This window comes from Arcticibacter sp. MXS-1, from assembly GCF_041902385.1.
Classification (GTDB): Bacteria; Bacteroidota; Bacteroidia; order Sphingobacteriales; family Sphingobacteriaceae; genus Arcticibacter.
In genome coordinates, this window is the sequence record NZ_CP169244.1 from 459028 (window position 1) to 481802 (window position 22775).

The 22775-nt window shown below is 50.5% G+C and carries 15 protein-coding genes and 1 pseudogene; 5 read left to right on the plus strand and 11 right to left on the minus strand.

Going from position 1 to position 22775, the window contains the following annotated elements:
• Window positions 1–66: 66 nt before the first annotated feature.
• The gene (locus ACES2C_RS01800; protein WP_374165317.1) at window positions 67–3231 is read right to left on the minus strand and encodes a SusC/RagA family TonB-linked outer membrane protein; all 3165 of its coding nucleotides are present in this window, start codon (window positions 3229–3231) and stop codon (window positions 67–69) included.
• Between the two features lie 477 nt (window positions 3232–3708).
• Window positions 3709–4611 (minus strand): NAD(P)/FAD-dependent oxidoreductase, encoded by a 903-nt coding sequence (locus tag ACES2C_RS01805; RefSeq protein ID WP_374165318.1) that lies wholly within the window; start codon window positions 4609–4611, stop codon window positions 3709–3711.
• Between the two features lie 74 nt (window positions 4612–4685).
• Between ACES2C_RS01805 and mscL the strand changes: the two genes are divergently transcribed.
• Window positions 4686–5078 carry a large-conductance mechanosensitive channel protein MscL gene (gene mscL, locus ACES2C_RS01810; protein ID WP_374165319.1) on the plus strand — a complete coding sequence of 131 codons (393 nt, stop codon included), beginning with the start codon at window positions 4686–4688 and terminating at the stop codon, window positions 5076–5078.
• Window positions 5079–5171: 93 nt separating this feature from the next.
• On the opposite strand, the gene ACES2C_RS01815 is transcribed toward mscL, so the two are convergent.
• From ACES2C_RS01815 to ACES2C_RS01830, 4 genes are all read right to left on the minus strand, one after another.
• On the minus strand, window positions 5172–5498 hold the full coding sequence (locus ACES2C_RS01815) for a hypothetical protein (RefSeq protein ID WP_374165320.1): 327 nt from the start codon (window positions 5496–5498) through the stop codon (window positions 5172–5174).
• A gap of 142 nt (window positions 5499–5640) precedes the next feature.
• Window positions 5641–6885, minus strand: coding sequence for an ABC transporter permease (locus ACES2C_RS01820; RefSeq protein ID WP_374165321.1), 1245 nt, complete (start codon window positions 6883–6885; stop codon window positions 5641–5643).
• Window positions 6886–6926: 41 nt separating this feature from the next.
• Complete coding sequence (locus ACES2C_RS01825; protein WP_374165322.1) at window positions 6927–7514, minus strand: ABC transporter ATP-binding protein; 588 nt, start codon at window positions 7512–7514, stop codon at window positions 6927–6929.
• Window positions 7515–7666: 152 nt separating this feature from the next.
• Window positions 7667–8053 (minus strand): MerC domain-containing protein, encoded by a 387-nt coding sequence (locus ACES2C_RS01830; protein ID WP_374165323.1) that lies wholly within the window; start codon window positions 8051–8053, stop codon window positions 7667–7669.
• Window positions 8054–8129: 76 nt separating this feature from the next.
• Here ACES2C_RS01830 and ACES2C_RS01835 point away from each other — a divergent pair, with 76 nt between their 5' ends.
• The 3 genes from ACES2C_RS01835 (at window position 8130) to ACES2C_RS01845 (ending at window position 13055) form a co-directional block, all read left to right on the plus strand.
• Window positions 8130–9326 carry a GTP-binding protein gene (locus tag ACES2C_RS01835; RefSeq protein WP_374165324.1) on the plus strand — a complete coding sequence of 399 codons (1197 nt, stop codon included), beginning with the start codon at window positions 8130–8132 and terminating at the stop codon, window positions 9324–9326.
• A 498-nt stretch (window positions 9327–9824) separates the two neighbouring features.
• Window positions 9825–10100: a hypothetical protein gene (locus ACES2C_RS01840; RefSeq protein ID WP_374165325.1), complete on the plus strand. Its 276-nt coding sequence runs from the start codon at window positions 9825–9827 to the stop codon at window positions 10098–10100.
• Between the two features lie 408 nt (window positions 10101–10508).
• On the plus strand, window positions 10509–13055 hold the full coding sequence (locus ACES2C_RS01845; protein ID WP_374165326.1) for an ATP-binding protein: 2547 nt from the start codon (window positions 10509–10511) through the stop codon (window positions 13053–13055).
• A 71-nt stretch (window positions 13056–13126) separates the two neighbouring features.
• On the opposite strand, the gene ACES2C_RS01850 is transcribed toward ACES2C_RS01845, so the two are convergent.
• The gene (locus ACES2C_RS01850; protein ID WP_374165327.1) at window positions 13127–14065 is read right to left on the minus strand and encodes a helix-turn-helix domain-containing protein; all 939 of its coding nucleotides are present in this window, start codon (window positions 14063–14065) and stop codon (window positions 13127–13129) included.
• Between the two features lie 139 nt (window positions 14066–14204).
• Window positions 14205–15052: pseudogene (locus ACES2C_RS01855) on the minus strand (SDR family NAD(P)-dependent oxidoreductase).
• A 644-nt stretch (window positions 15053–15696) separates the two neighbouring features.
• On the opposite strand from ACES2C_RS01855, the gene ACES2C_RS01860 reads away from it, so the two are divergent.
• On the plus strand, window positions 15697–17448 hold the full coding sequence (locus tag ACES2C_RS01860) for a glycoside hydrolase family 3 protein (RefSeq protein ID WP_374165328.1): 1752 nt from the start codon (window positions 15697–15699) through the stop codon (window positions 17446–17448).
• Window positions 17449–17472: 24 nt separating this feature from the next.
• Here ACES2C_RS01860 and ACES2C_RS01865 read toward each other — a convergent pair whose 3' ends face one another.
• From ACES2C_RS01865 to ACES2C_RS01875, 3 genes are all read right to left on the minus strand, one after another.
• Window positions 17473–18429 carry a GNAT family N-acetyltransferase gene (locus ACES2C_RS01865; RefSeq protein WP_374165329.1) on the minus strand — a complete coding sequence of 319 codons (957 nt, stop codon included), beginning with the start codon at window positions 18427–18429 and terminating at the stop codon, window positions 17473–17475.
• Between the two features lie 68 nt (window positions 18430–18497).
• The gene (locus tag ACES2C_RS01870; RefSeq protein ID WP_374165330.1) at window positions 18498–19658 is read right to left on the minus strand and encodes a PepSY-associated TM helix domain-containing protein; all 1161 of its coding nucleotides are present in this window, start codon (window positions 19656–19658) and stop codon (window positions 18498–18500) included.
• A gap of 25 nt (window positions 19659–19683) precedes the next feature.
• A complete protein-coding gene (locus ACES2C_RS01875) occupies window positions 19684–22077 on the minus strand; it encodes a TonB-dependent siderophore receptor (RefSeq protein ID WP_374165331.1) in 2394 nt (797 codons plus the stop codon).
• Between the last annotated feature and the right edge of the window lie 698 nt (window positions 22078–22775).

Below are 22775 nucleotides of genomic sequence, written 5' to 3' on the forward strand. Positions count from 1 at the left end.
ATGAACCTTGCAACCCTTTATCTTGGTAAAGATTCCTGCATGTACATCATAACCCAAGTTCTTCAATTAAAATGTAACCCCCAATTTCAGACCGAAGCTCCGTGACGTTGGCACAGATGCTTGTTCAAACCCGACACCGCGACTATCACTTGATACCCCTCCTGTTTCGGGATCGAGACGCATCGTATTTGAATCGTCCACCCAAAGAAGAGCAAGGTTAGAACCGATCAGGGAGATACTGGCGCGCTTGATGCCGATCATCCCCCGCAGGTATTTTTGCGGAACATTATAGGTGATCGAAGCCTCTCTCAGCTTGATGAACGATCCATCGAATACATACATCTGAGCAACGCCACCGCTTTCGTACCAGGACTGAGCGTTTGTTGTGATTGTATTCGGCACCCAGGAGCCGTCGGCTGCCTGCATGGCAAAGCGTTCTTCCGGCATTACGTCAACCCCTGCCACAATGGCCCGCTCGCGCACACCGTTCTTTGCAGTAATTGAAGCCGTTCCTGCTGCATAGGCGTGGTTCATCGTCTGCGACCAGATATCCCCGCCCTTACGCATGTCGAGGAAGAAACCGAAAGAGAAGTCTTTAATGGTAAAGTCGTTTCGCCAGCTCAGAAGGAAATCAGGCGTCACGTTACCGATATCCTGCGCAGCCTTTGATCTGGCAAGCCCTTCCGGGCTCACTTTGATGGCTCCCGTCATTGGCCCCTCTTCCACCCGGTCAAAGCCCTGACCTACCAGCGTACCCCACTTCTGACCGCTCTTTGCCTGGCTGGCTATGCCCCAGGTCCAGCCGATCTGATAGGTGTCTACATTGAACTGAGGAGAGAGTTCGATGATCTTGCTTTTGTCCCTGGCGAAATTGAACGTTGTCCTCCAGGTCAATCCCTCTTTCCTTCGGATCACGTCGCCGTACAGCTGAACCTCCACTCCCTTGTTTTCGATTTCTCCGGCGTTGACTACCATCCGGCTAAACCCGACTACATTAGACGTTCCAATGCCGAGAATTTGATCCGTTGTGGTTTTATGATAATAAGACACATCGGCGTGGATCCGGTTGTTCAGGAAACCCAGCTCGGTTCCAACTTCCCAGGTTTTGATACTCTCGGGCCGAAGGTCTTTTTGCGGATAGGTCATACTCTTATACATCTGAGCAACGCCGCCGAAAGCCGACGACTGCGCATAATAATAAGCGCGGTTATTGTAGGGTATTGTACCCGCACCGATTTCCGCCCAGGAAGCCCGGAGCTTCCAGAAAGACAAAGGTCCGCCCGTCAGTCCGCGGAACGCTGTGGTAGGCAGCCAGCTCACATTTACTGAAGGATAAGAGAAATCGCGGGTAATGGTTGAGTTCCAGTCATTGCGTATACTTCCCTCTACGTATAGCTGTTCTTTCCATCCTATAGAAGCAGAAGCATACGCCGAATAGGTGCGCTCATGCACGTGCGACATAGAGGTCACGGCATCTCCCACACGATTGGTGATGGTATATACCCCTGGAACCGTCAGTGCGCTTGCACCCTGGACGGAGGAAGACCCAATCTGATCGCGATAATTCCCGCCGCCTATAGCCAGCACACTGAAGTCATTGAACTGCTTGTTAAACGAAGCGATAAAGTCGACGTTCAATTCCGTATTATCTTCACGCCTGTCGCGGAAACCGCCCAGTGGGAACTCGCTGTTGTAATAGTTCTTTTCGAAAGCTTTTGATCCGTAATAATCCACGCCCACCCGGCCCTCAAACTTTAAAGGCTTGATTGGCTGGTAGTACATCGAACTCTTACCGATAAAGCGATCCCGCTGGAAGCTATTGGTGTTTTGATAGACGTTAAAATAGGGGTTCAAGTGATAGCTGGCATTCCAGTTGTAAAGAGTATAATTTCCCTGATCATCCCGCTGATCCCAGTTTTCTTTCAGACTCCGGATATTTACCTGACGACCTGACCAAATGAAGCCGTTCATTGGATTGTTACCCGCGTATCCCTGACTGGGGATATTGTCGCTTGAGGTACGAGTATAGCTAGCCATAACATCGTACGACACTTTATCACTGATATTGAAGCTGTTGTTGAGCTGAATCCCATACCGGCGCTGATCAGTGTTCGGGACCGTCCCTTTCTGATCACGAAAAGATGCTGACACCCGGGTACTGGCACGATCAGAACGCGACGACAACGACAGGTTATGATTCATGGAATATCCCAGTGTAAAAAAGTCCTTTACGTTATCAGGATGCGACACCCAATCGGTTGCCTGGCGAACGCCATCGATCACAGGGCTGTCGAACTGTGGCAGTTTCAGGCCAGCATCAAGTCTCGGCCCCCAGGACTCATCAAAACCGTCGTAGACCCCAACGTTACCGGTGCCGTCTACATAATTAAAAGAATTTTGGGAAGCATAATCCTGATAGCTCAGTTTATTAGGGTTTAAGGTTGAAAAGTGGTACTCATCTCCATTATAGCCCTGGCCATAGAGATTCTGCAACTTCGGAAAAACAGTAGCTTTATCAACGGTATAGTTGCCGTCATAGGATATGGAGACGCCCTTATCGCCCCGTTTTCCCGACTTTGTCGTGATCAGCAACACGCCCCCGCCTGCCCGCATTCCGTAAAGGGCGGCCGAGCCTCCCTTCAAAACGGTGATCGACTCAATGTCGTTGGGATTAATGTCGTTCAGCCCGGAGCCGTAATCCACCCCGTTATAGGTATTGTCGCCGGAGCGCTGCGTATTGTTTGAAATCGGCACTCCGTCTACTACAATCAGCGGCTGCTGATCAGCCCGCAAGGATGAGTTGCCGCGGATGGTGATGCGAGAGGCCGCCCCTACTGTTCCGCCAAACTGGTTGATCTGAACGCCGGGAGCCTTTCCGGTAAGTGCACCGGTCACACTCAGCTGCCCTGCTCTCGTCAGTTCTTCCGACTTTACCTCAGGAGCAGCATAACCCAGCGACTTCTTCTCTCTGGAGATCCCGAGGGCTGTAACCACTACTTCATTAAGTGCCTGCTGATCGTCTCTGAGAGTGATCTGCAAGGACGTTTGTTTAGAAAGGGCGATCTGGACCCTCTCATACCCGATTGCAAAGACCCTTAGGGTGACTGGTCCCGTATAGGCAATGGAGAACTCTCCGTTAGGCCCCGTGGAGGTGCCCTTGCCGTTACTTAAACTAACCGAAGCTCCGGGAACGGGCTTCTTTTCCTTGTCTACAACCGTCCCTCTTAACAATGTCTGTGCGTAGAGACAGGTAGACAGTAAAAATGCGGATAACAAAAGCGTGAAGGCCTTTTTTTCATCTGTTCATCTTTAATTAATGATTAATAGCGCTGCCCAGGCGAGCAGCAGTATCAAATTTAACTGTCAAGACGTGCAGACAAGGCCCATATTTTCACCAAAATCTCTCTGTTTTTAACCCAATCAAAAAAACACAAGACTAAAAGAGTCAGAAAAAAGACCACAACGGGTTTAATTGCCAAAAAAACCTTTATAAACAACCGACACAAGCGCCATAAAAACACATTAAAATTCTTTTCACCTCAAAAAAAGCAAATCCACCTAAAAAAAACCACCAAAGAACAACTAATACCGTTCAAAAACCGCACAATTCCAACAAAAACCTTATATCCAAAACCAGCAACCTCCGATAAGAGCGAACCAATGATCCGCTTTTACCTTTAAACCAAAAAGCAGGTAAGAGCGTCCCGATTAAGCGAAACGCTCTTCAATCAAATCTTTGTTAGCCATTGCACCCGCCAGATTTCCAGAAGCCACTGCGCTGGCCACGCTGCGCATAAGAATAGAACTATCGCCCGCCGCAAATACTCCCTGCTGCGAAGTGCGCTGCTGGCCGTCGACCTTGATCAGCCCCTGTTCGGTGAGCTCGAGATCCAGCTTACTTGCAAAACCGACCTGCAGCTCAAATGCCGGACGCGCATAAAGCGCTTCGAGGCCCAAAACAGAACCATCCGTAAAGCTAACCGCCCTAATCAAGCCGTGCTCATGCTCTAAAGCAGCAATTTCACTTTCAAGTACCCGGATATTCCTTTGGTTCAGCCAGTCCATTTGCTGCGATGTCAGGGTCGCTTTGCCATTAGTCAGGACCGTCAGATCAGACGTCCAGTTCGAGATCAGCCTCGCCAGCTCAAAAGCCATCTCGCCGTTTGCTAAAATCCCGGTAGCCTTATCGCGCACCTCGTAACCGTGGCAGTAAGGGCAATGCAGTATTGATTTGCCCCAGCAGTCAGCAAAGCCCTGAATAGCAGGCATGAGATCCCTGATCCCCGCGGCAAGGATCAGCTTCTCCCCCTGAACTATTTTCCCGCTGTTTACTGACACTTTAAAAACCGATCCCATTCTGATCACATCAACAACTGCAGCATCCTCAAACTCCACCGTCGGGTATTGCAACACCTGCTCTTTGGCCAATTGAGCAATTTCTGCGGGTCTCCGCCCGTCCTGCGTCAGGAAGTTATGTGAATGCGGCGTGAACCTGTTACAGGGTTTACCGCTATCAACCACCAGAACCTTTCTTCTGGCCCGTCCAAGGGCCATGGCAGCAGATAAACCAGCATAGCTGCCACCTGCTATAATCACATCGTACGTTGTCATATTTTTATCTTTTTAATCCTTATATTTAAAACAAGTATTTACCTGCATCGTTAACCCATTACAAACTAGTTACTATGGCATTTATTAAAGAATTCAAAGAATTTGCAGTCAAAGGAAACGTAATAGAACTGGCTGTAGCGGTCATTATCGGCGGAGCTTTCGGAAAGATCGTCAGCTCGCTTGTCGATGACATCATTACGCCCGCCATTCTCACCCCCGCCCTCAAAGCGGCGAACTTATCCAACCTGAGCGAACTGGTCATTCCCGGCACAGCAATCAAATACGGCAATTTCATTTCGCAGATCATCTCCTTCGTCATTATTGCCCTCGCCCTGTTTGTGTTCATCAAGGCAATCAACCAGTTCAAGAAGAAAGAAGCAGCAGCACCAACTGTAGCACCAGCTCCATCAAAAGAGGAGATCTTACTCACCGAGATCCGCGACTTGCTGGCCAGACGGCCCCTTTGAGGAAGCAAAATAAGGCGCTCCACCCTGAAAGATCCGGCCTGTTAAAACAGTCCCGCTTACCGATCTGGCGAGCCTGTTTGTCTGAGCTCACGCTCAGTCTGAATCCATCAGCCGTGCCTCTTTCAATATTACAGGCGGACGCTCTGCCGCATTTGTGTTCTCCAGCTTCAGAATCCCCTGAAGCTTCACCGGTTTGAAGGTAAACCTGATCGGTTCCTGCATTTCCACCAGGATCATGATGGGCACCCCGTTCTGTCCACAGAAGTAACATTGACTGACGGGAAGAGTTGAAAACATAAAGATAGAGTGCTTCATACCGTTCTTCAGCGGGACTATGTAACCCTGCAGAGAAAAGCTTTTATCCGCGAAGCGTTTTACAGCTCCGTTATACACCGGATAAATCTGATCTTCTGCTACCATGCGGAACTCAACATTACCGATGATGTCTCAATTGAGCGACCGGATCTGATCCTTGGCATTATGTCGCCACTGAGCGCTGAGAGGTTCGCTCAGGAACAAAACACATACAAACACAACAAACGAAAACAGGAGTCTCATTGCCTTATCCTTTAGCTAAAACCTTTGAAATATCAATCTTGTAGGCCTGAAATGCAGGAATAGCCGAAGCCGTGACGCCGGCAAGCAGGGCCACCAGCACGATATATAACTCCGCACAGACGAAGACCTCCCCACTGACCTTCGCCTGCGCAGATTCCTGAAAGTAGCCGATCAGCTCAAGTGCCAGGTGTCCCGCAAACAGGCCCCCCGCGTCTCCCAAAAGGGTAATGACCGATCCTTCCAAAATAATAATCCCGAAAACCTTACTGCGCGAAGCTCCGAGTGAACGCATAAGGGCGATATCATACGTCCTGCCCTTCACCGAACTATAAAGGCTGACAAAAACGCTAAGCGTTGCTATGCCCATGATCAGCAGGGCAAACCATTGCAAAGTATCGACCCCAACGCCGATCAGGGAGAACAAACGCGCACTTTCCATCGCTGGAGACGCGGCCTGCATATGAGTGCTTTGGTTCACCATCCGGGGAAAGGTAACGACCGACATCGGCGAGCGGTACTGGATAAGCAGCGACGTAATTTCCCGTTCGTGATGCCCTGATCTGCCATCCTCAGGAGACGGCCCTTGCCCGTGGTCCAGCATCCCGCCTTCATCATGCTGGTGTGCATGCCCCTCTTGCTCGTGCATTTTCCAAACGCTGGAAACATTGGTCAGAACCAGACGATCCGCCACATTTTGCTGAGGAGCAAGTACCCCGGTAATTCTATACGCATGGCTCCTATGCACATCTTCACTACCACTTAGCCCGTGTGCTCCATAGAAACGGTCGCCCACTTTTAGATGAGCAGCAGTGGCCACTCCCGCCCCCACCACTACTTCGAAATCTTCCTTCCAGAACTTTCCCCCAGCCAGCTTAAGCCCATAAAGACGAATAAAGGAAGAGTCGGTCCCGACAATCCTGAACCCATTATAATTGTCGCCCAAAGCCAGGGGCACTGCAAGCCGAACCATGGGGTTGGCAGCTAGTGCCATGGCATCCTTCAGTGGAATATTCCCAGTGGGAAAGTCTACATAATAGATGCTGCTCAGTACAAGCTGCAGCGGACTTCCCTTTGCCCCTACCACCACGTCAATATCGCGGGCATTATTCTCAAGCTTCGCATTGATTTGCCTGCTGGTTAGCAAAAGAATAATGAGTATAGCCGTGCCGAAAGCAACGAGCAGCACATTAAGCAGCAGGGTGAGGGGAGCGGAAAGAAGGCTTTTCAGGCTTATTTTGAAAACAGTCATCACGAAAGATTGTAGAGAAAAGAAAAAGCCGGCTTAATCCGCTAGTCGTGCGTAGCAACGACCAGCGTTGCCCCTGTCGACTTAGCCTGGCCCGCCAAAATATCAAGCACCACTGCAGCATTCCTGTCGTCGAGGCTTGAAGTGGGCTCGTCGGCCACCAGCAGAGCCGGCCGGTTAACGACCGCCCGGGCGATAGAAGCCCTTTGCAATTGCCCCTCACTGAGCTCGTGAGGATATCTTTTCCCCTCAGAGGCGATAGAAAGCGACTCCAGAACTTCCATCGCCCGGCACGTGCTCGCTTCATAGCCCGCAAGCAACTGCGCCAACCGCACATTTTCAACAACACTAAGACTTTTGATCAGATGTGGTCTCTGAAAGACAATTCCGATATTCCGGCCGCGGAAACGGTCCAGATCACGGGGCTTCAGTTCGTAGAGTGGATGACCATTTACTTCTACTGCGCCCTCCCACGGCCTGAGTAACCCCGTTATTGTATGAAGAAGAGTGGTTTTACCACTTCCAGACCTACCCAATATCAGCCAATGCTCCCCCTTTTCCACCTTCCAGTCTGCAAACCGCAGGAAGACGTCAGCCGCATATTTCTGACTCAGCGAGGTTACCTTTATCATTTTATTTGCTCTGCTTCTTTAATATGCTGACGGATATAATCAGAATAAAGGGCTGCCGGAGCTGCCTTCTCGTGCTGACAGGCCGGGTTAAGACAGCTCACGCATAAAAGCCCTGCAACTACAAAAATTTTTCGTCTCATCTCTATACTAAACTAATGGTATACCCCACATTTCGAAAAACGCCAGTTAACGTAATGCGCTGCTGCTATAGTAAAACCGCCGAGCGGAATAAGAACCGGTTCCAGCGACTCCTGCCCTAAAAAATGTCCGCCTACAATCAAAGCAAAGCCCCCGGCCAATAAATAAAGGGGCGCTGACCGGCGATGGTGCTTAAAGAAAGACAAGCCTAATGAAAACCAACCAAGCATGAGCGCCAGCGCGATCATGCCAAGCTCCAGCCATTCTTCACCCAAAAAGTCGAGTCCCCAAAGCGGAAGCAATGTAATTACGAGGGGTAGTAATGCGCAGTGTATAGCACACAGAACGCTCGCCATCATTCCCGCCCCGTCCAGTCTTTCTGTCAATCTGTATAATTTCATGGCACAAATTTAACAAATGCAACTTAATTGCAAATAATGTATTTTTATATATTTGCAACAATATTGCATTGAAAAGATGAAAAAATTACCTGTTACAGTACTGAGCGGCTTCCTTGGGGCCGGTAAAACCACCTTACTAAACCACATTCTGCACAATAAAGAGCAGCTGCGCGTAGCGGTCATAGTAAACGACATGAGCGAGGTTAACATTGATGAGCGCCTGGTAAAAGAAGAAGGTACGCTCTCCCGCACAGAGGAAAAACTGGTTGCGATGAGTAACGGATGCATTTGCTGCACCTTGCGTGAAGATCTGATGATTGAGGTGGAAAGGCTGGCAAAAGAAGACCGGTTTGACTATCTGCTGATTGAGGGAACCGGCATTGCAGAGCCTGTTCCCGTTGCGCAGACTTTTTCGTTTGCCGATGAGGCTAAGGGAATCGATCTCAGTCAGTTCAGCAGGATTGATACTATGGTAACGGTTGTAGACGCGTTTAACTTCTTTAAAGACTTCGGCTCCAATGAGCTGCTCCTTGACAGGAACATGGTAGACGATCAAAATGACCGCCGGTCGATCGTCAACCTCCTGACTGACCAGATCGAGTTTGCCAACGTAATTCTGCTAAACAAAACCGACCTGATCACTGCCGCCGACCTGCAGCTGCTCGAAGCGCTGATCCGGAAGCTAAACCCGGACGCAAAGATTCTCAGGTCGCAATTTGGCAAGATTAAGCCGTCTGAAATCCTGAACACTGGCCTTTTTGATTTCGACAAAGCTTCACAGTCGGCCGGATGGATTAAAGAGTTGAACAATATCCATACCCCGGAAACTGAAGAATACGGCATTGGCTCTGTAGTATTCCGCAGTCGTAAACCATTTCACCCTCAGCGCTTCTGGGATTACCTCAATAACAGGTATCCCTCCAATGTTGTACGGGCAAAAGGGCTATTCTGGCTGCCCGCCTGGCCAGATAGGGCTTTGAACTACTCACAGGCTGGCGGTTCACTTCGTCTGGAGCCAGCTGGCGTCTGGTGGGCGAGTATGAGCTATCAGGACCGCATCCGGTACAGCGATTACGTGTACAACCAGGAGGAAATCGAAAGCCGCTGGTCCAAAGACTTCGGTGACAGAATGAACGAACTCGTATTCATCGGCCAGGACCTTGACAAGCAAGGCCTGCTCGATGAGCTGAACCAATGCCTCCTGAACGAAGCAGAAACCCGCGCGTACCACGAAGGCAAGCACTTCAACAATCCTTTCGAAAGCGTCATCTAAGCCTCTAACCCACTATTTTCCCAGCGAGGCCGGTCCGTGGACCAGTACCAGCCTCGCTGGGATGTTCAGAAACACCTGTCCTACCCGCCTAAGGACAATATGCCGAACAAGCACCCGATAGCGATCAGATCTTTGCCAGAACGGCCTCCCCTGGTCCTGCTTAGCTTCAGCCAGTTGCTGTTTCGTTTCGAACCAACGGAGCAACTCCTGCAGCTTCTCTCGCTACTGACCCAAAAAGCGGCGTGCACGTACTGCGCCCGCAAAACAACACGAACCACCTGCTTTCCGGCTATCAAAACAAAAGTAACATCCGGTTCGGCCGATCAGAACTTTTGGTGCCAAATGGTGCCAGATGGCGCCAGATGGCGCTCTTTGGCACACATGACTGTCGGCGGATCATTCATTGCCCCTCTCATGCATCCTCCTGAAACGCTCCTGACTCTCACCTGCGCCGTACCTGCTTCGCCGGCCTTCCGTCTGTTCTTTTACGGGATGTAAGTGCCGCGACGGCCAGACGACGAAGCGGAGACGAACAAACGACGAAGCAGAGACGAACAAACGACGAAGCAGAGACGAAGAAACGACGAAGCGGAGACGAAGCAGGAACGAACGAGAAACGAACGAGAAACGAAGCAGAAGCGAAGAAAGGACGAAGAACCGACGGAAAAACGACGGCAAACTGTCGAAGCGCAAGCGAAGAACAGTAAAAGAACAGACGAAACGATGTCTTATCCTAAGACATCCATACAGCTTAATGAATACATCCTGATCTAAATATACAGTATGAACTGGTATTCCTGATTGATTTATACACTAAAGCAGCAAACCCAATCATGAAGATCTATGTTACAGTCCCGGGAAGTGTAACGCGAATTGTGTCAGTTCTAAATTAATGCGGCGGCGGCTTCGTCATGATAACATTCTGAGAAATCGGACTCATCCATTTCGGCGGGCAACGATCGTTCTCACTTGCCCTCCTGCCTGGGCTCGAGATCAGCGGTACGCTCACCTGGGCCGTCAGACGACTGCTCCTGCAAGCATCGCAGCGAAGGAAGATGTATTTTAAATCAGTACCTTCGTATTTGAATTTCGACAAACACCTTCGTGAGCAGAACTCACAACCGGGGATAATAGAAATTTTGATCCCGGCGAATATACTACGTTTTTCAACTTATTGATTTAATGAGCAACGGTTCTACTATCCCGGCGGAAACATTGAGGGCGATCGCGCAGGTGCCTTTTGCAATCTGCGTACTGGCGCCCGATTTTTCCATCCTGACTGCCTCCGCCATGTTCCTGAAGACAACCGGTACCAGCTTGCAAGCGATACAAGGTAAAAGCATACTGACAGCGTTCCCGACCGGCCCTGCCGAAAACCCCGAGCGCGGAGACGTCATGCTGGGAACGTCCCTTACAAAGGTGTTAGTGACCAGAATGGCCGACGAGATGCCGATTGTAAGGTACGACCTGCCCGATCCTGGCAGAGCCAATGAGCGGCGCCCCCGATACTGGAGCACAACGAATACGCCCGTGCCCGATGAAAACGGGAACGTGAGCTTCATTATTCATGCGATCACAGAAGTAACAGAAAAGGTACTGGCAGAAAAAGCCTTACTCGAGAACAAAGAAGAGCTCTCAGATGCGTATCACCAGCTGCAAACTGCCAATGAAAGCTTGCTGCTAACGCAGGGTCAGCTACAAAAAATGAATGCTGATCTGGAGGAGCGAGTAGAGCAGCGAACTATTGAGTGGCGCAAGGCGCAGCAAAGTTCAGAAAAGCAGCAACAACGCTTAACCGCCCTTCTTGATCATTTACCGGCCGGACTGGCCATCCTGGAGGGCCGCAATATGGTGCTCGAGCTGGTGAACGAAGGCATGCTTAAACTGTGGGACCGCGATGCTTCTATTATAGGTAAAGAGTTGCTCGATTTCATGCCGGAAATAAGAGAACAGGTATTTCCGAAGATCCTCGGCGAGGTTTTTACCAGCGGCAAGAGTCACTTTGACCAGGACGCACCGGTTCAGCTGGTGATTAACGGACAGCTGCAGACGGTCTACATGGACTATTCCTATACTCCGCTCCGGAACGCGGGAGGAGAAGTAGACAGCATTCTGGTTTTAGCAGAGGATGTGAGTGCCCGTACGCTAAGCAGGCAAAGGGAGCAGGAGCTGATGGAAGAAATCGCAGCTACGAATGAGGAATTGTCGGCTGCTAACGCAGAGCTGGCCAGTGCGAACGAGGAGATGCTCAACGTGCAGCGGAATCTGGAACAGGCTTTGAAGGATCTGGAGAACGCGCAGTCGCACTTCAGGGAAATGGTCCAGCAGGCACCGGTAGCCATCGGCGTTCTGACGTCCAGGGAGATGATCGTGGATACAGCAAACAATGCGATGCTGAAACTATGGGGCAAAACCAGCGACATTCTGGGTAAGCCTCTGGCTGCCGCCCTCCCCGAGCTGGAAGGTCAGCCATTTCAAAAGATCCTCGACGACGTGTATACCTCGGGGCAGACCTACTATGGGAACGAGCAGAAGGCTCTGCTGGTACACAACGGCGAACTCGTGGAATATTACTTCAATTTTATTTACCAGCCACGGAAGGATAAGGCAGGGAATACCGAGAGCATCATCATCGTGGCTGTCGACGTTAATGAACAGGTCCGTTCGAGGATCGCACTGGAACGTGCTGAAGAACTCCTCCGTTTTTCCATTGAAGCTGCCAATGTAGGAACGTGGTATATGGAACTGCCCCACAAAAAGCTGGTTGCTTCTGCCCGGATGAAAGAGCTGTTCGGTTTACAGGCGCATGAAGACCTGAGTTACGACAAGGCCCTTGCCCGTATTCCACAGCCGCACCGCCAGATGGTGGTAGAAGCTATCGATGAGTCTGTCAGGCGCTGCGATGGCTACATGGCCGAGCACCCCGTCAGCGGAATTGGCGATGACAAGCTGCGCTGGGTTAGAGTAGTGGGTAAGGTGTATTGTAAGGACAACCTCCCCTTCTATTTCACGGGCATCGTAATGGACATCACCGAGCAGAAGCAGGATGAACAGCGTAAGAACGACTTCATCGGCATGGTGAGTCACGAGCTGAAAACGCCTCTTACCTCGACCCGGGGCTACCTGCAGATCCTGGAAGCTAAATCGCGTAAAGCCGAAGACGCCTTTACTGCCAATGCGGTAACAAAAGCCATCCACCAGGTGAACAAAATGACGAACATGGTGAACGGCTTCCTCAATATCTCACGGCTCGAATCAGGAAAGATCCTGATCGACAAACAGCCATTCAACCTCTATCAGCTTCTCCTCGAAATCAAGGAGGAAATGGAATCGATGCATACGATGCACACGATCAGCATTTCGGGCTGCCACGAGGTAGTGGTCACTGCCGACCGGGATAAGATCGGCAATGTGGTTTCGAACCTGCTCAGCAATGCCATCAAATATTCCCCTAAAGGGAAAGAGGTGGCCATTGCCTGCCAGCTCCGGGAAGATTTTGTAGAGGTAAGCGTACGGGATCAGGGCATCGGAATCAGAAAAGCGGATCTTCCGAGGCTGTTCGATCGCTTTTACCGGGTAGAGAACAGGCTCACGCAGCATATTTCAGGCTTCGGCATAGGCCTCTATCTGAGCGCCGAGATCGTAACGCGCCACCATGGTAAGATCTGGGCAGAGAGCGAACCTGGCGGAGGGAGCACCTTCAGGTTTACCCTGCCTGTGCGGGAGTAGCACTGGCCTCAACATGCCAACGAAAGCGGCCTGTCAGAGGCATGCGGTCGCATGCCAGGCAAGGAAGCTGCTTAATTAAAGCGCTCCCGGAATTCGAGCGGACTTAGGCTGGCCTTTGCTTTAAACAGGCGGCTGAATGACTGTGGCTGCTCAAAGCCCAACTGATAGGCAATTTCGGAAACGCTTAGATTAGTGCCGCTCAGCTTCTCCTTGGCCTTTTCAATGAGTTTATTGTGGATATGCTGCTGCGTATTCTGCCCGGTGAGCGACCGGAGCATATCACTCAGGTAGCTTGGCGAGAGGTTAAGGCGGCTTGCCAGGTATTGAACCGTAGGAATGCCCCTGTTCAGGGAGCCTGCCTGGTCAAAGTGCTCGTCGAGAATCTGCTCTAAGTTTTGCAGCAGGGTATGGTTGACGGTCTTGCGCGTGATGAACTGGCGTTTGTAGTAACGGTGTGCATAATTGAGCAGCAGTTCAATCTGCGAGATGATCACATCGTGGCTAAACTCGTCAATACGGCTGTTTAATTCGTCTTCAATGTTCCGCAGCAGGGAAAGGATCACCTCCTTTTCCTTCTCCGACAAATGCAGCGCCTCGTTCACCGAGTAAGAAAAGAAATTGTATTGCTTAATTTTCTTCGCAAGCGAATAGTTAAGAAGGAACTCAGGGTGTATCAGGAGCGTGATCTGCTGGTTCAGACAGATCATGCCGCTGGCCTGCACGTCAGCTTCATTGCAGGAAACGATCTGGTTGGGGGCTCCAAAGAAGAGTCCGCCTTCCTTGTAGTCGAACCGGGTTTGCCCGTAGAGGAGGCTGCCGCCCGGATAAGGGCGGAATGACACCTTATAAAAACTTAATACATGGCGTTGGAGGGGCGGCAAACTGCTATGATCCGAGTCAAGGCCGTTAATCAGGGCGATTAAGGGATGCTGGGGCGGCGGAAAGTCCATGGCCTTCAGGGCTTCTGAAATCGAATTAAACTTCTGGAGCGGGTGTTCTCTTTTTTGCATACGTGCAGTTTTATAGACCGGTGATGTTTCTGTTCGGATGACACATCCAAGATACGAAAAGATTGCGGAGCCTGACAGAGCTGAGAAAAGGCAGCCGGGCCAGCGGCGGCTGCCATCGCATCAGCAGAGGTTACTTAATTCAGCCGACCTTTTCGTGGGCGGCGCTGGCAACCGCATCCCATTCCTCCCAGGTTTTTAAACGCTGCGCATAGGCTTCGCGTACTTCAGGCAGATTGTGCTTGCCAAGGAAGAGGCGCAATGGCGGCTGGTCTGCGTCAACAACGCTGAAGATGGCATCGGGGGTTGCAAGAGGATCCCCTTGCTCCATACCTTGCAGCGTTCCAAAAAAGGAGGTCTTGAGCTCGTCATAAAGAGGAAGGCTGGCAGCAAACCGGAGCGAGTCCTGCGTGCCAAATTCAGTGGCGTAAGCTCCCGGCTCAATCAAAGTTACGCGGATGCCAAACGAGCTAATCTCTGCAGCGAGACTTTCGTGAATAGCTTCGAAGGCCCATTTGGAGGAACAATAATACCCAATGACGGGATAGGTAACGTGTCCCACCGAACTGGAAACTCCCACTATGTGTCCGCCCCCTGGGCACGCAGGAGCGGCAATGCAGCCTGGATGACCGCCACCGGGCCCAGTACGTTGGTCTCGTATAGCGCCCTGATCTCGTCGGCACTCGCCTCTTCAATAGTTGCCACCAGGGAATAACCGGCATTATTCAGGACCACATCGAGCCGTCCGAAATGCTGATGCGCTGCCTCAACAGCTTGTTTAACCTGCGCCGGCCTGGTCACATCCAGTTCAAGGGTCAAAACCCGGTCCCCATATTTCTCACTGAGATCAGCTATGCTCTCTATTTTCCTGGCTGTAGCCGCCACCCGGTCTCCCCTTTGCAGTGCGGCTTCTGCCCATATCCGTCCGAAGCCCCTTGAAGTGCCCGTAATAAACCATACTTTACTGCTCCTTGCTTGTTGTTCTGTCATGATAAAATGTATTTGATTGATGAGAACAAAGTTCAGCAGACGAGCGACCGGCAATGTTGCTTAATCGGAGGACTTTGTAACTAAAATGAGGACTGCATTGTTGTAACTCCAGCCGTCTCGCACGATTTCCTTAAAGGCGTCGGAAGCCTGAGAATAGAAGAAAGTCCTTAATACCCTTTCAAAGCCTCAGAAGGGAATCGTCTGTCTGCTGTTTTACCACAGCCTAAGCCACGATAGGCCGATCAGTCTTGTCAAGGGCCTCCCCGGCCATCTGCTTATAATCTTCTGCAGAAGGCGCTGATCAGCATGAGAAAGAGCAGCGCTGGTACTTTTCCTTATCAGACTGAAATAGAAAACATTCATGAGCTGCGCTCTCAAACGGGAGATGAAAGGTGTTGAATGTTCTTTGTGGCCGTTGAAAAACATTCAGACTTTTAAAAAAATTGACCAGACTAGGGTAGATTTTACTGCTTTCTGCATTTTATAGATGCAATTGAAGTACTCAATTCGGCAGGCTCAGTTCTAAAGTTCTATCTCCACGTTGTCCCGAGCGATGGGACGGGCGGAATAGCAAACCTGAAAGAGCAGGAATCGAAAAAACTGAACACCAATTTATTAACGGCACACCTAAAGACAGACCTTTAATGAAATTTAAATTAACCACGAGCCTTCTGATGGCAGCATGCAGCACCTTTGCACAAGCCAAAAAGGATCTCCCGGCCGACGGATGGAAAAAGCTGAGCCTTAGGGAGAAGATCGGGCAGACCATGCTGATGTTACCCGACGGTAAGGCGGAGCTCAGTTTAGGCAAGGGCAGTTTAAGCGGCTTTTTTAAACGGTATCCGGTAACCGGCTTTTTTATGGGCTGGAAGCTTTTCGATAACGTGCCGCAAAATGAACAGGTTGCCCACTTGAAGAAGGCAGTTGTGGACTATCAGAAGGCAAGCGCGCTCCCCCTGCTCTTTCAGCAGGACTACGAGAACGGTGTTGATCTTCCGGGCATGACACCCTTTCCGCGTGAAATGGCTCTAGGAGCGGCAAACTCTCCGGCCCTGGCCTATGATTACGGTACCAGCATCGCTAAAGAATCAAAAGCGAGCGGGGTAAAATGGGTGCTGCACCCGGTTGCCGATCTCAACGTCAATCCGCTTAACCCTATTGTAAACACCCGCGCCATCTCCGACGATCCTGACAAGGCCATCCGGTTGCTGAGCCGGCAAATTAAAGGCCTGCAGGACCATGGGGTGGCTGCTACGATCAAGCATTTCCCCGGCGATGGGATGGATTACCGCGACCAGCATCTCACTACCACCACCAACTCCCTCAGTATGGAGCAATGGAAGCAAAAGCACGGTAAAGTGTTTCAGGCACTGATTGACAGCGGAGTGGCTTCGATCATGCCCGGTCATATTACCCTGCCCGCCTATCAGAAGGAGAAACTCAACGGCTTCTTTCCACCTGCCACACTCTCGAAAGAACTGCTCACCAACCTGCTGAAGGGCGAAATGCACTTCAAGGGGGTTATTGTGTCTGACGCGATGACTATGGGCGGTTTCCGGGGCTGGTATCCCAGCCAGCTGGAAGGCGAAATACAGAGCTTTCTGGCAGGAGTGGACGTACTACTATGGCCCTCCTACGCATTTATGGACACGATGGAAGTCCGCATCAAAAGAGGTGAGATCCCAATGGCCCGCCTGAATGATGCAGTGAGCCGGATCTGGGCGATGAAGAAAAAATACGGCTTACTGGATAAAAACCTGGAACTGATCCGCGACATGACCGCAGAGGACAAGAAGTTTGCTGCTGCTACCTCCGACAAAATTGCAGAGCAAGCAGTCACGCTTATCCGTGACCGGAACAGGACAATTCCTTTAAATCCCGGTAAAGCGAAAAAGATCCTGGTGATCGGGATCACGACGGAAAGCAGAAAAGGAGGAGATGGCGGACTGGAGGTTCTGAAGAGCTTCCCGGAAAGCCTCAGAAAGAGAGGCTTTGAGGTAGATTTTCAGCGCAACCTGCTTTACGAAACGCAGGGCTGGACGGAGGATGTTACCTCGCGGTATGACGAGGTGATTGTTGCGGTGGTAAGGCAAACCCATACGCCTTTTGGTCCTTTGCAGCTTTATGACGACGAGGCTCAGACCGCATGGGGTGTAAACGCGATGCCCAAAGACAAGGTGATTGTGGTCTCGCTCGGAAGCCCTTATGTCCTCAACGAATACTTCGAGCGGGTGAACACCTGCCTCAACGCCTATTCAAATGTCCCTGAAATACACGAGGCCGTGGTAAAAGTGCTGACGGGCGAAATACAGGCAAAAGGGCAATCGCCGGTGGATCTGGAAAGACAAAACCAGGCGGGAAGCCAGATGGCTGAACGATCGGCATCGGCGAAGTGACGGAAGCAGCGGGAGTAACGGTCATCACTGACCGCTGACCGTTACCTCCATTTGAATATTACAGCGTTTATAGGGAGTGTTACGTCCCACGACCTTTTCGAACCCAAGCTTATGATACAAGTTAATGGCAGGCTTGAGGATGGTGTTGCTTTCCAGGTAGACCTTTGACGCGCCCAGCTTTCGTGCTTCTGCCAGTGCCGACTGCCCGAGCAGGTAACCCACGCCTTTCCCCTGCACGCCGGGAGATACCGCCATCTTCGCCAGTTCGTAGTCATAGTCAGGATCGTCCATTTTGATGAGTGCGCAGACACCAACCGGCTCATCCCGATATAAGGCGACCAGAATCTTTCCGCCTCTGCTGAGGATATAGCCTTCGGGATCATCAAGCGCTTTGTAATCGGCTTCCTCCATTCCAAAATAAGCAGAGATCCACTCTACGTTCAGCTCGCGGAATGCGCTCTGGTACTTGTCACTATACTCCACAATCTGTACCGCTTTACTTTCCCGCATTTTCTTCTGCTCCTGCACCCTCCTTAGCAAAGACTTCTGTTCGAGCATAAACTCAAATTCATTCAGGGCCTCCCAGAGGTTGTGACGACTGTTACTCAGGATGAGGTCAATGGCGCTTCCAATGTCTTCAACCTGATATTGCAGCTTATCTGCGAATAGAAGTCCCTTATCAGTGAGCGACAACATATTGCGCCGTCCGTCATTAACCCTTGACTCCTTTACGATACCAGCCTTGACCATTTCTGCCACGATCTTACTTACGGAGGGATGAGAATGCCCGATTTTCTGAGCGATCTCGGTAACTGTAAACTCTCCACGGGTAAGGGAATAAAAAACGGGGAACCACTTTGGCTGCATATCGATCCCAAAAAGCTGATAGATCTTTGCAGCATCGTCATTTAATTTTTCCTGCAGCATCCGGAGGCGGCTGCCTATGGCTACAGGACCAACTGAGTTGAAGAAATTGCTCATACAACAAATTACGTAACTGGTTACGTAATTTGCAAATAGTAAGTAAACACAGAAACGACCGATTGATACTAAGCAGAATACCCGGTTGGCTGGAGCACGATCCGCCTCCGCTTTTTACGAGGATGCTTCGTTTTGTTCCGCTTACCGAGCCAGATTATCAAACCAGTGACAGGCAGGCTGGCACAAATGAGACTTGCCAGGAAGGCGATGATTTTACCCGGAAGACCGGCCACCTGACCAACGTGGATGTCATAATTCATGTGGTTAAGTTTCATGCCCAGGCTTTTCCTGCTGTAGGGCATAACGTGAAGCAGTTTGCCGCTGTACTTGTCGAACGTATAGATGTCGCTTTTATCGTAGCGAAGGGGCTGGGCGTAGGCTCTGGCCTGTATGGTTCCGGCTGCTCCCGCCTGCTCAAAAACAAAGAACATTCGGGCAGTCGGAGATCCTTTCCGGGCAACGTGATAAGCGCGGTCAATGGGCAGCATGGAGCCCGGTAATGCTTTGTACAGAGAATCGGAGCTGAACACTTTTGCCTCCTGCGGGTACTGTCGGCCGAGGTTAGCGGCTTTATAAATACCTTTCTCTACCCAGTCGAAGGACATGGACAGTCCGGAGAGTGCAAGAACCAAAGCAACAGCTGTTGCATAAAAACCCAAAACGTTGTGAAGATCGTAGTTGACACGGCGCCAGCGTCCCTTCCACTTGATGGTGAAGCTTCTTTTGCGGTCTGTCTTGCGGCGGGGCCACCACAGGACAATACCTGTGATCATAATGGCTACAAAAATGAGAACCGAGGTGCCTACTACCACCTTCCCTATTTTGGCAGGCAGGAGGAGGTACATATGGATAAACTCCACCACAATAAAGAAGTTGGTACGCGGATCTTCATCGTGAAGAACCCGGGCCGTATAGGGGTCAAGGTAGACAAAGTGCATGTTCTTCTTCTCATCAAACACACGAACCTGGGCAGAACGGCCAGGACCGGAATAAGTGACCATTCCGGCTTTCCCCTCAGGATGAGTAGTGAGCGCCGCTCGCTGTAATACCGAGGGATCGAGGTAAGGCAAGTTCCGCGTCTCCACCTTACGGTGGGTGTAAAGAGCATCCTGGATTTCATCCTGAAAGCAAAAGAGACAGCCTGTGATACTGACAATAAACACCACGAGCCCGGATATTAATCCGAGCCAGCGGTGAATAAACAGAATGCCTTTCCTCAGGGACCTCATGTTACATATCTTACCCTCGCGTATTCTAGAACTTCAGCGTGAGATTGGCCACCACGCTCCTTGGCTGCTGAGGCTCAACGGTTGTCCAGCCTTTGAAGTAGTCCTTGTCGGTGAGATTGTCTACCTTCACCCCGAGGCGGAATTTCCTTGTGTCATAGAACACAGTTGTATTTAAGACCGTGTAAGCAGGCAAGACAAAGTCGCCGGTTCTGCTATCACTGGTAATGATATTCCTGGCTGCATAGTTCCCGCCAAATCCTGCACCAAGACCTTTCAACGGCCCTCTTGGCTGCGTATAACTTACCCACAGGTTTGCTAAATCCTTAGGACCGGCTGTTACAGGCCTTCTGCCCTGTACAAATGACGTTGCATTGTTTAACTTGCTCTCGTTATGACTATAACCGGCTACTATGTTAAGGCCTGAAAGGGGGCTGGCAACCAGGTCGACATCGAAGCCCTCGCTTCTCTGCGTGCCATCCTGAAATGTAATATTATAAGGCTTCCCATCGCGGACAATAGACTCTGTGCGCAGCATGTTGTCGACCGAGATGTTGTAGTAGCTGGCAGTTAAATTCAGCCTGCCGTCAAAGACGTCCAACTTCACTCCTCCTTCGATCTGGTTGGCATGCTGGGGCTTCATCGATCCGGAGTACTCAGGCAAAGGCTGCGTTACGGGCGCTACGTTGCGAAATCCGTTCATGTAATTCCCGAACAGGGAAACCTGATCTTTCACAACCTGATACACCACTCCGAATTTGGGCGAAACACTCGTCTGCTTAAAGTCAGTGGTCCGGTCCTCGAAACGATCCACCCGAACACTCAGCATGGCCAGCAATTGGTCGGTCAGGTTCAGCACATCGGAAGCATAGGCGCTATAGACATTGTTAACCGTGCGGTTAATGGTGTACGCCCTCGGATCAGCAGCAATAGCGTTTAAAAGCGCAGTTTTATTGATCTTTGAATAGCGCGGGTCATTGCGTACAGAGCTGACCTGATCGAACAGTGCGTATGGAGAATTATTATTTTCAGTGATCTGATTGAGGAAATCAAGCCCTACGACCAGGCGGTTCCGCAAACCGGCGATCTTAAAATCACCCGTAAAGTTCTGTTGCGCGTTAATCGCCCTGCTTGTCGAATTGAGGAGGCTGGCATATCGGTTCAAAAGGGTATCAGCTTTGTCAAGGTACATCACATACTGATTAAAGCCATCCGTTTTACGATTGCTGCTGGAGAAACTTGTCTGGGATGTCCAGTTCCCTCCGATCTTATAGGTAGCCAGACCGCGAATATTCGCCGTGGGGTTTTTATACGTCACATCATTGTTTGTATAGGAACGGTGGAAATCAAAGTTCAATTCAGAAGGAGTACGTGCAATGAGTTGACGGCTCCTGTTGAGGAACACCATCAGCTGGTTTGTACCTTCAAACTGGTAAAACTCAGCATCCAGATCAAACGTCAGCTTCTCCGAAGCCCGATAACGCAGAGAAGGAGCCACAAAAAACGACTTTCTAAAGCCTGCATCCTGGAAACTATTCTGATGATGATAAGCAACATTTACACGGCCGGTGAGGTTCGAGTCGGCAGAGAGCGGCCCGTATACATCGGCAGTGAGGCGACTAAGGCCAAAATTACCTCCCGAATAACCGACTTGTCCGCCTACAGTGTCGAGCGGGCGTTTGGTTACCACGTTGATCAATCCGCCGAAGTTGATCAGCGCCCCTCCGAACAAGGTACCGGAAGGACCCTTGATCACTTCAATCCGCTCCATATTAGCAGGGTCAAGATCTCCGTTGGATATTCCGGCGATGCCGTTGATCAAGGTTGGCTGAATGGAAAAACCACGAAGGCTATAATAAGCTGCGCCGTCATTGGCTCTGCCTGTTGAAGACCAGAGCTTATCAAGCCCGGGGCTATTTCTCAGAGCGTCGCTAAAGCTTGTATTAATCTGCTGAGCCAGCAGCTCTTTGGTCACAGTGGAATAAACCTGGGGGTTCTCCATGCCCGACAACGGCATTTTAGCCACATAGGGCGTCTTTTTCACCACGAGTCTATTGCCTTTATTTCTGGTAATGCTTACCACATCCAGCTCAGATATACTAGAACCGATTGAGATGGCAGGGATTGTGAGTGACTCCGATGCCGTTATGGTTATGTTCCTTTCTACATTCTTAATCCCTATATGGGAGACGACCAGGATGTAATTACCTGCCGGAGCTTTGATGCTGAATTCTCCATCTTCGTTGGTGGCAACTCCGTACCGGGTACCTTTCAAACTTACCGAAACATTTTCGGCGGGCCTTCTGTCGGAGGTGAGGATCTTTCCCTTCACCACTCCCTGGCTATGCGATTGCCCAAAAGAGCCAGGGACTTGAAACGATAAAATACTTGCGACTAGTAAAAGTTGGAAAAATAGCTTCATTTATTTAGACTCGTTTTAAACAGCGCCAAAAATATTGTTAAGTTTTAAATTCGCAAAGATTATTTATAATAATTCTAAACTGTTCACCTATCGGAAATAGCTCTCCAGACTCTCCGGCTTTTGATTTCGCTCCATTGTGGAAGCAGGCGCGATTCCAGAGGGTGCGCTCAGGCCAACCGGTTCCACTGTGTTTTCGTAACAGTCAAAACCTTGAAAGTACACTCGCCCCTGCTTTTAAGGTCGGTTAGTGACAGATGTTATTGCCCTCATAACGATCACAGCAAGGCAAACAAAGGGAACAGAAGCAAGATATGGGTCTTTTCGGGGAGGTCTGTAAAGGGCAGGACATGCCTGTATTGGTCCTGATCGTTCGGTAGCTGCATGCTCGCTTGTTGGCGGTTCGTTACGTGTCCGTATGCTGGTAAATATTTCCAGGCTTCTTCAGCAGTTCTGCAAAATCTCTCCAGCCGGCATCGCTCCACCAGGTCACTGAAGAAATACTAACCCGAGGCACTGTAAAAAGACTGTTGCAGAGACTAACCAGTATGCGCGCTTCCCGTCCCCTCACCGGAGCAGGTGCGTATATCAAACATAAGGATAACAAGCGTTCAGACCATAACTGAGCGACACTTTCCCTTCAGGAGCGGGGCACAAAAATGGCATCAGCGAACAATCTTTAAAGAAGCGCACCTCCATTT

What these genes read in the sequence shown, in the direction of transcription:
- ACES2C_RS01805 (WP_374165318.1), bottom strand. Translation starts at nt 4,611, where the DNA reads ATGACAACGTACGATGTGATTATAGCAGGTGGCAGCTATGCTGGTTTA.
- mscL (WP_374165319.1), top strand. Translation starts at nt 4,686, where the DNA reads ATGGCATTTATTAAAGAATTCAAAGAATTTGCAGTCAAAGGAAACGTA.
- ACES2C_RS01815 (WP_374165320.1), bottom strand. Translation starts at nt 5,498, where the DNA reads ATGGTAGCAGAAGATCAGATTTATCCGGTGTATAACGGAGCTGTAAAA.
- ACES2C_RS01820 (WP_374165321.1), bottom strand. Translation starts at nt 6,885, where the DNA reads ATGACTGTTTTCAAAATAAGCCTGAAAAGCCTTCTTTCCGCTCCCCTC.
- ACES2C_RS01825 (WP_374165322.1), bottom strand. Translation starts at nt 7,514, where the DNA reads ATGATAAAGGTAACCTCGCTGAGTCAGAAATATGCGGCTGACGTCTTC.
- ACES2C_RS01830 (WP_374165323.1), bottom strand. Translation starts at nt 8,053, where the DNA reads ATGAAATTATACAGATTGACAGAAAGACTGGACGGGGCGGGAATGATG.
- ACES2C_RS01835 (WP_374165324.1), top strand. Translation starts at nt 8,130, where the DNA reads ATGAAAAAATTACCTGTTACAGTACTGAGCGGCTTCCTTGGGGCCGGT.
- ACES2C_RS01845 (WP_374165326.1), top strand. Translation starts at nt 10,509, where the DNA reads ATGAGCAACGGTTCTACTATCCCGGCGGAAACATTGAGGGCGATCGCG.
- ACES2C_RS01850 (WP_374165327.1), bottom strand. Translation starts at nt 14,065, where the DNA reads ATGCAAAAAAGAGAACACCCGCTCCAGAAGTTTAATTCGATTTCAGAA.
- ACES2C_RS01860 (WP_374165328.1), top strand. Translation starts at nt 15,697, where the DNA reads ATGAAATTTAAATTAACCACGAGCCTTCTGATGGCAGCATGCAGCACC.
- ACES2C_RS01865 (WP_374165329.1), bottom strand. Translation starts at nt 18,429, where the DNA reads ATGAGCAATTTCTTCAACTCAGTTGGTCCTGTAGCCATAGGCAGCCGC.
- ACES2C_RS01870 (WP_374165330.1), bottom strand. Translation starts at nt 19,658, where the DNA reads ATGAGGTCCCTGAGGAAAGGCATTCTGTTTATTCACCGCTGGCTCGGA.
- ACES2C_RS01875 (WP_374165331.1), bottom strand. Translation starts at nt 22,077, where the DNA reads ATGAAGCTATTTTTCCAACTTTTACTAGTCGCAAGTATTTTATCGTTT.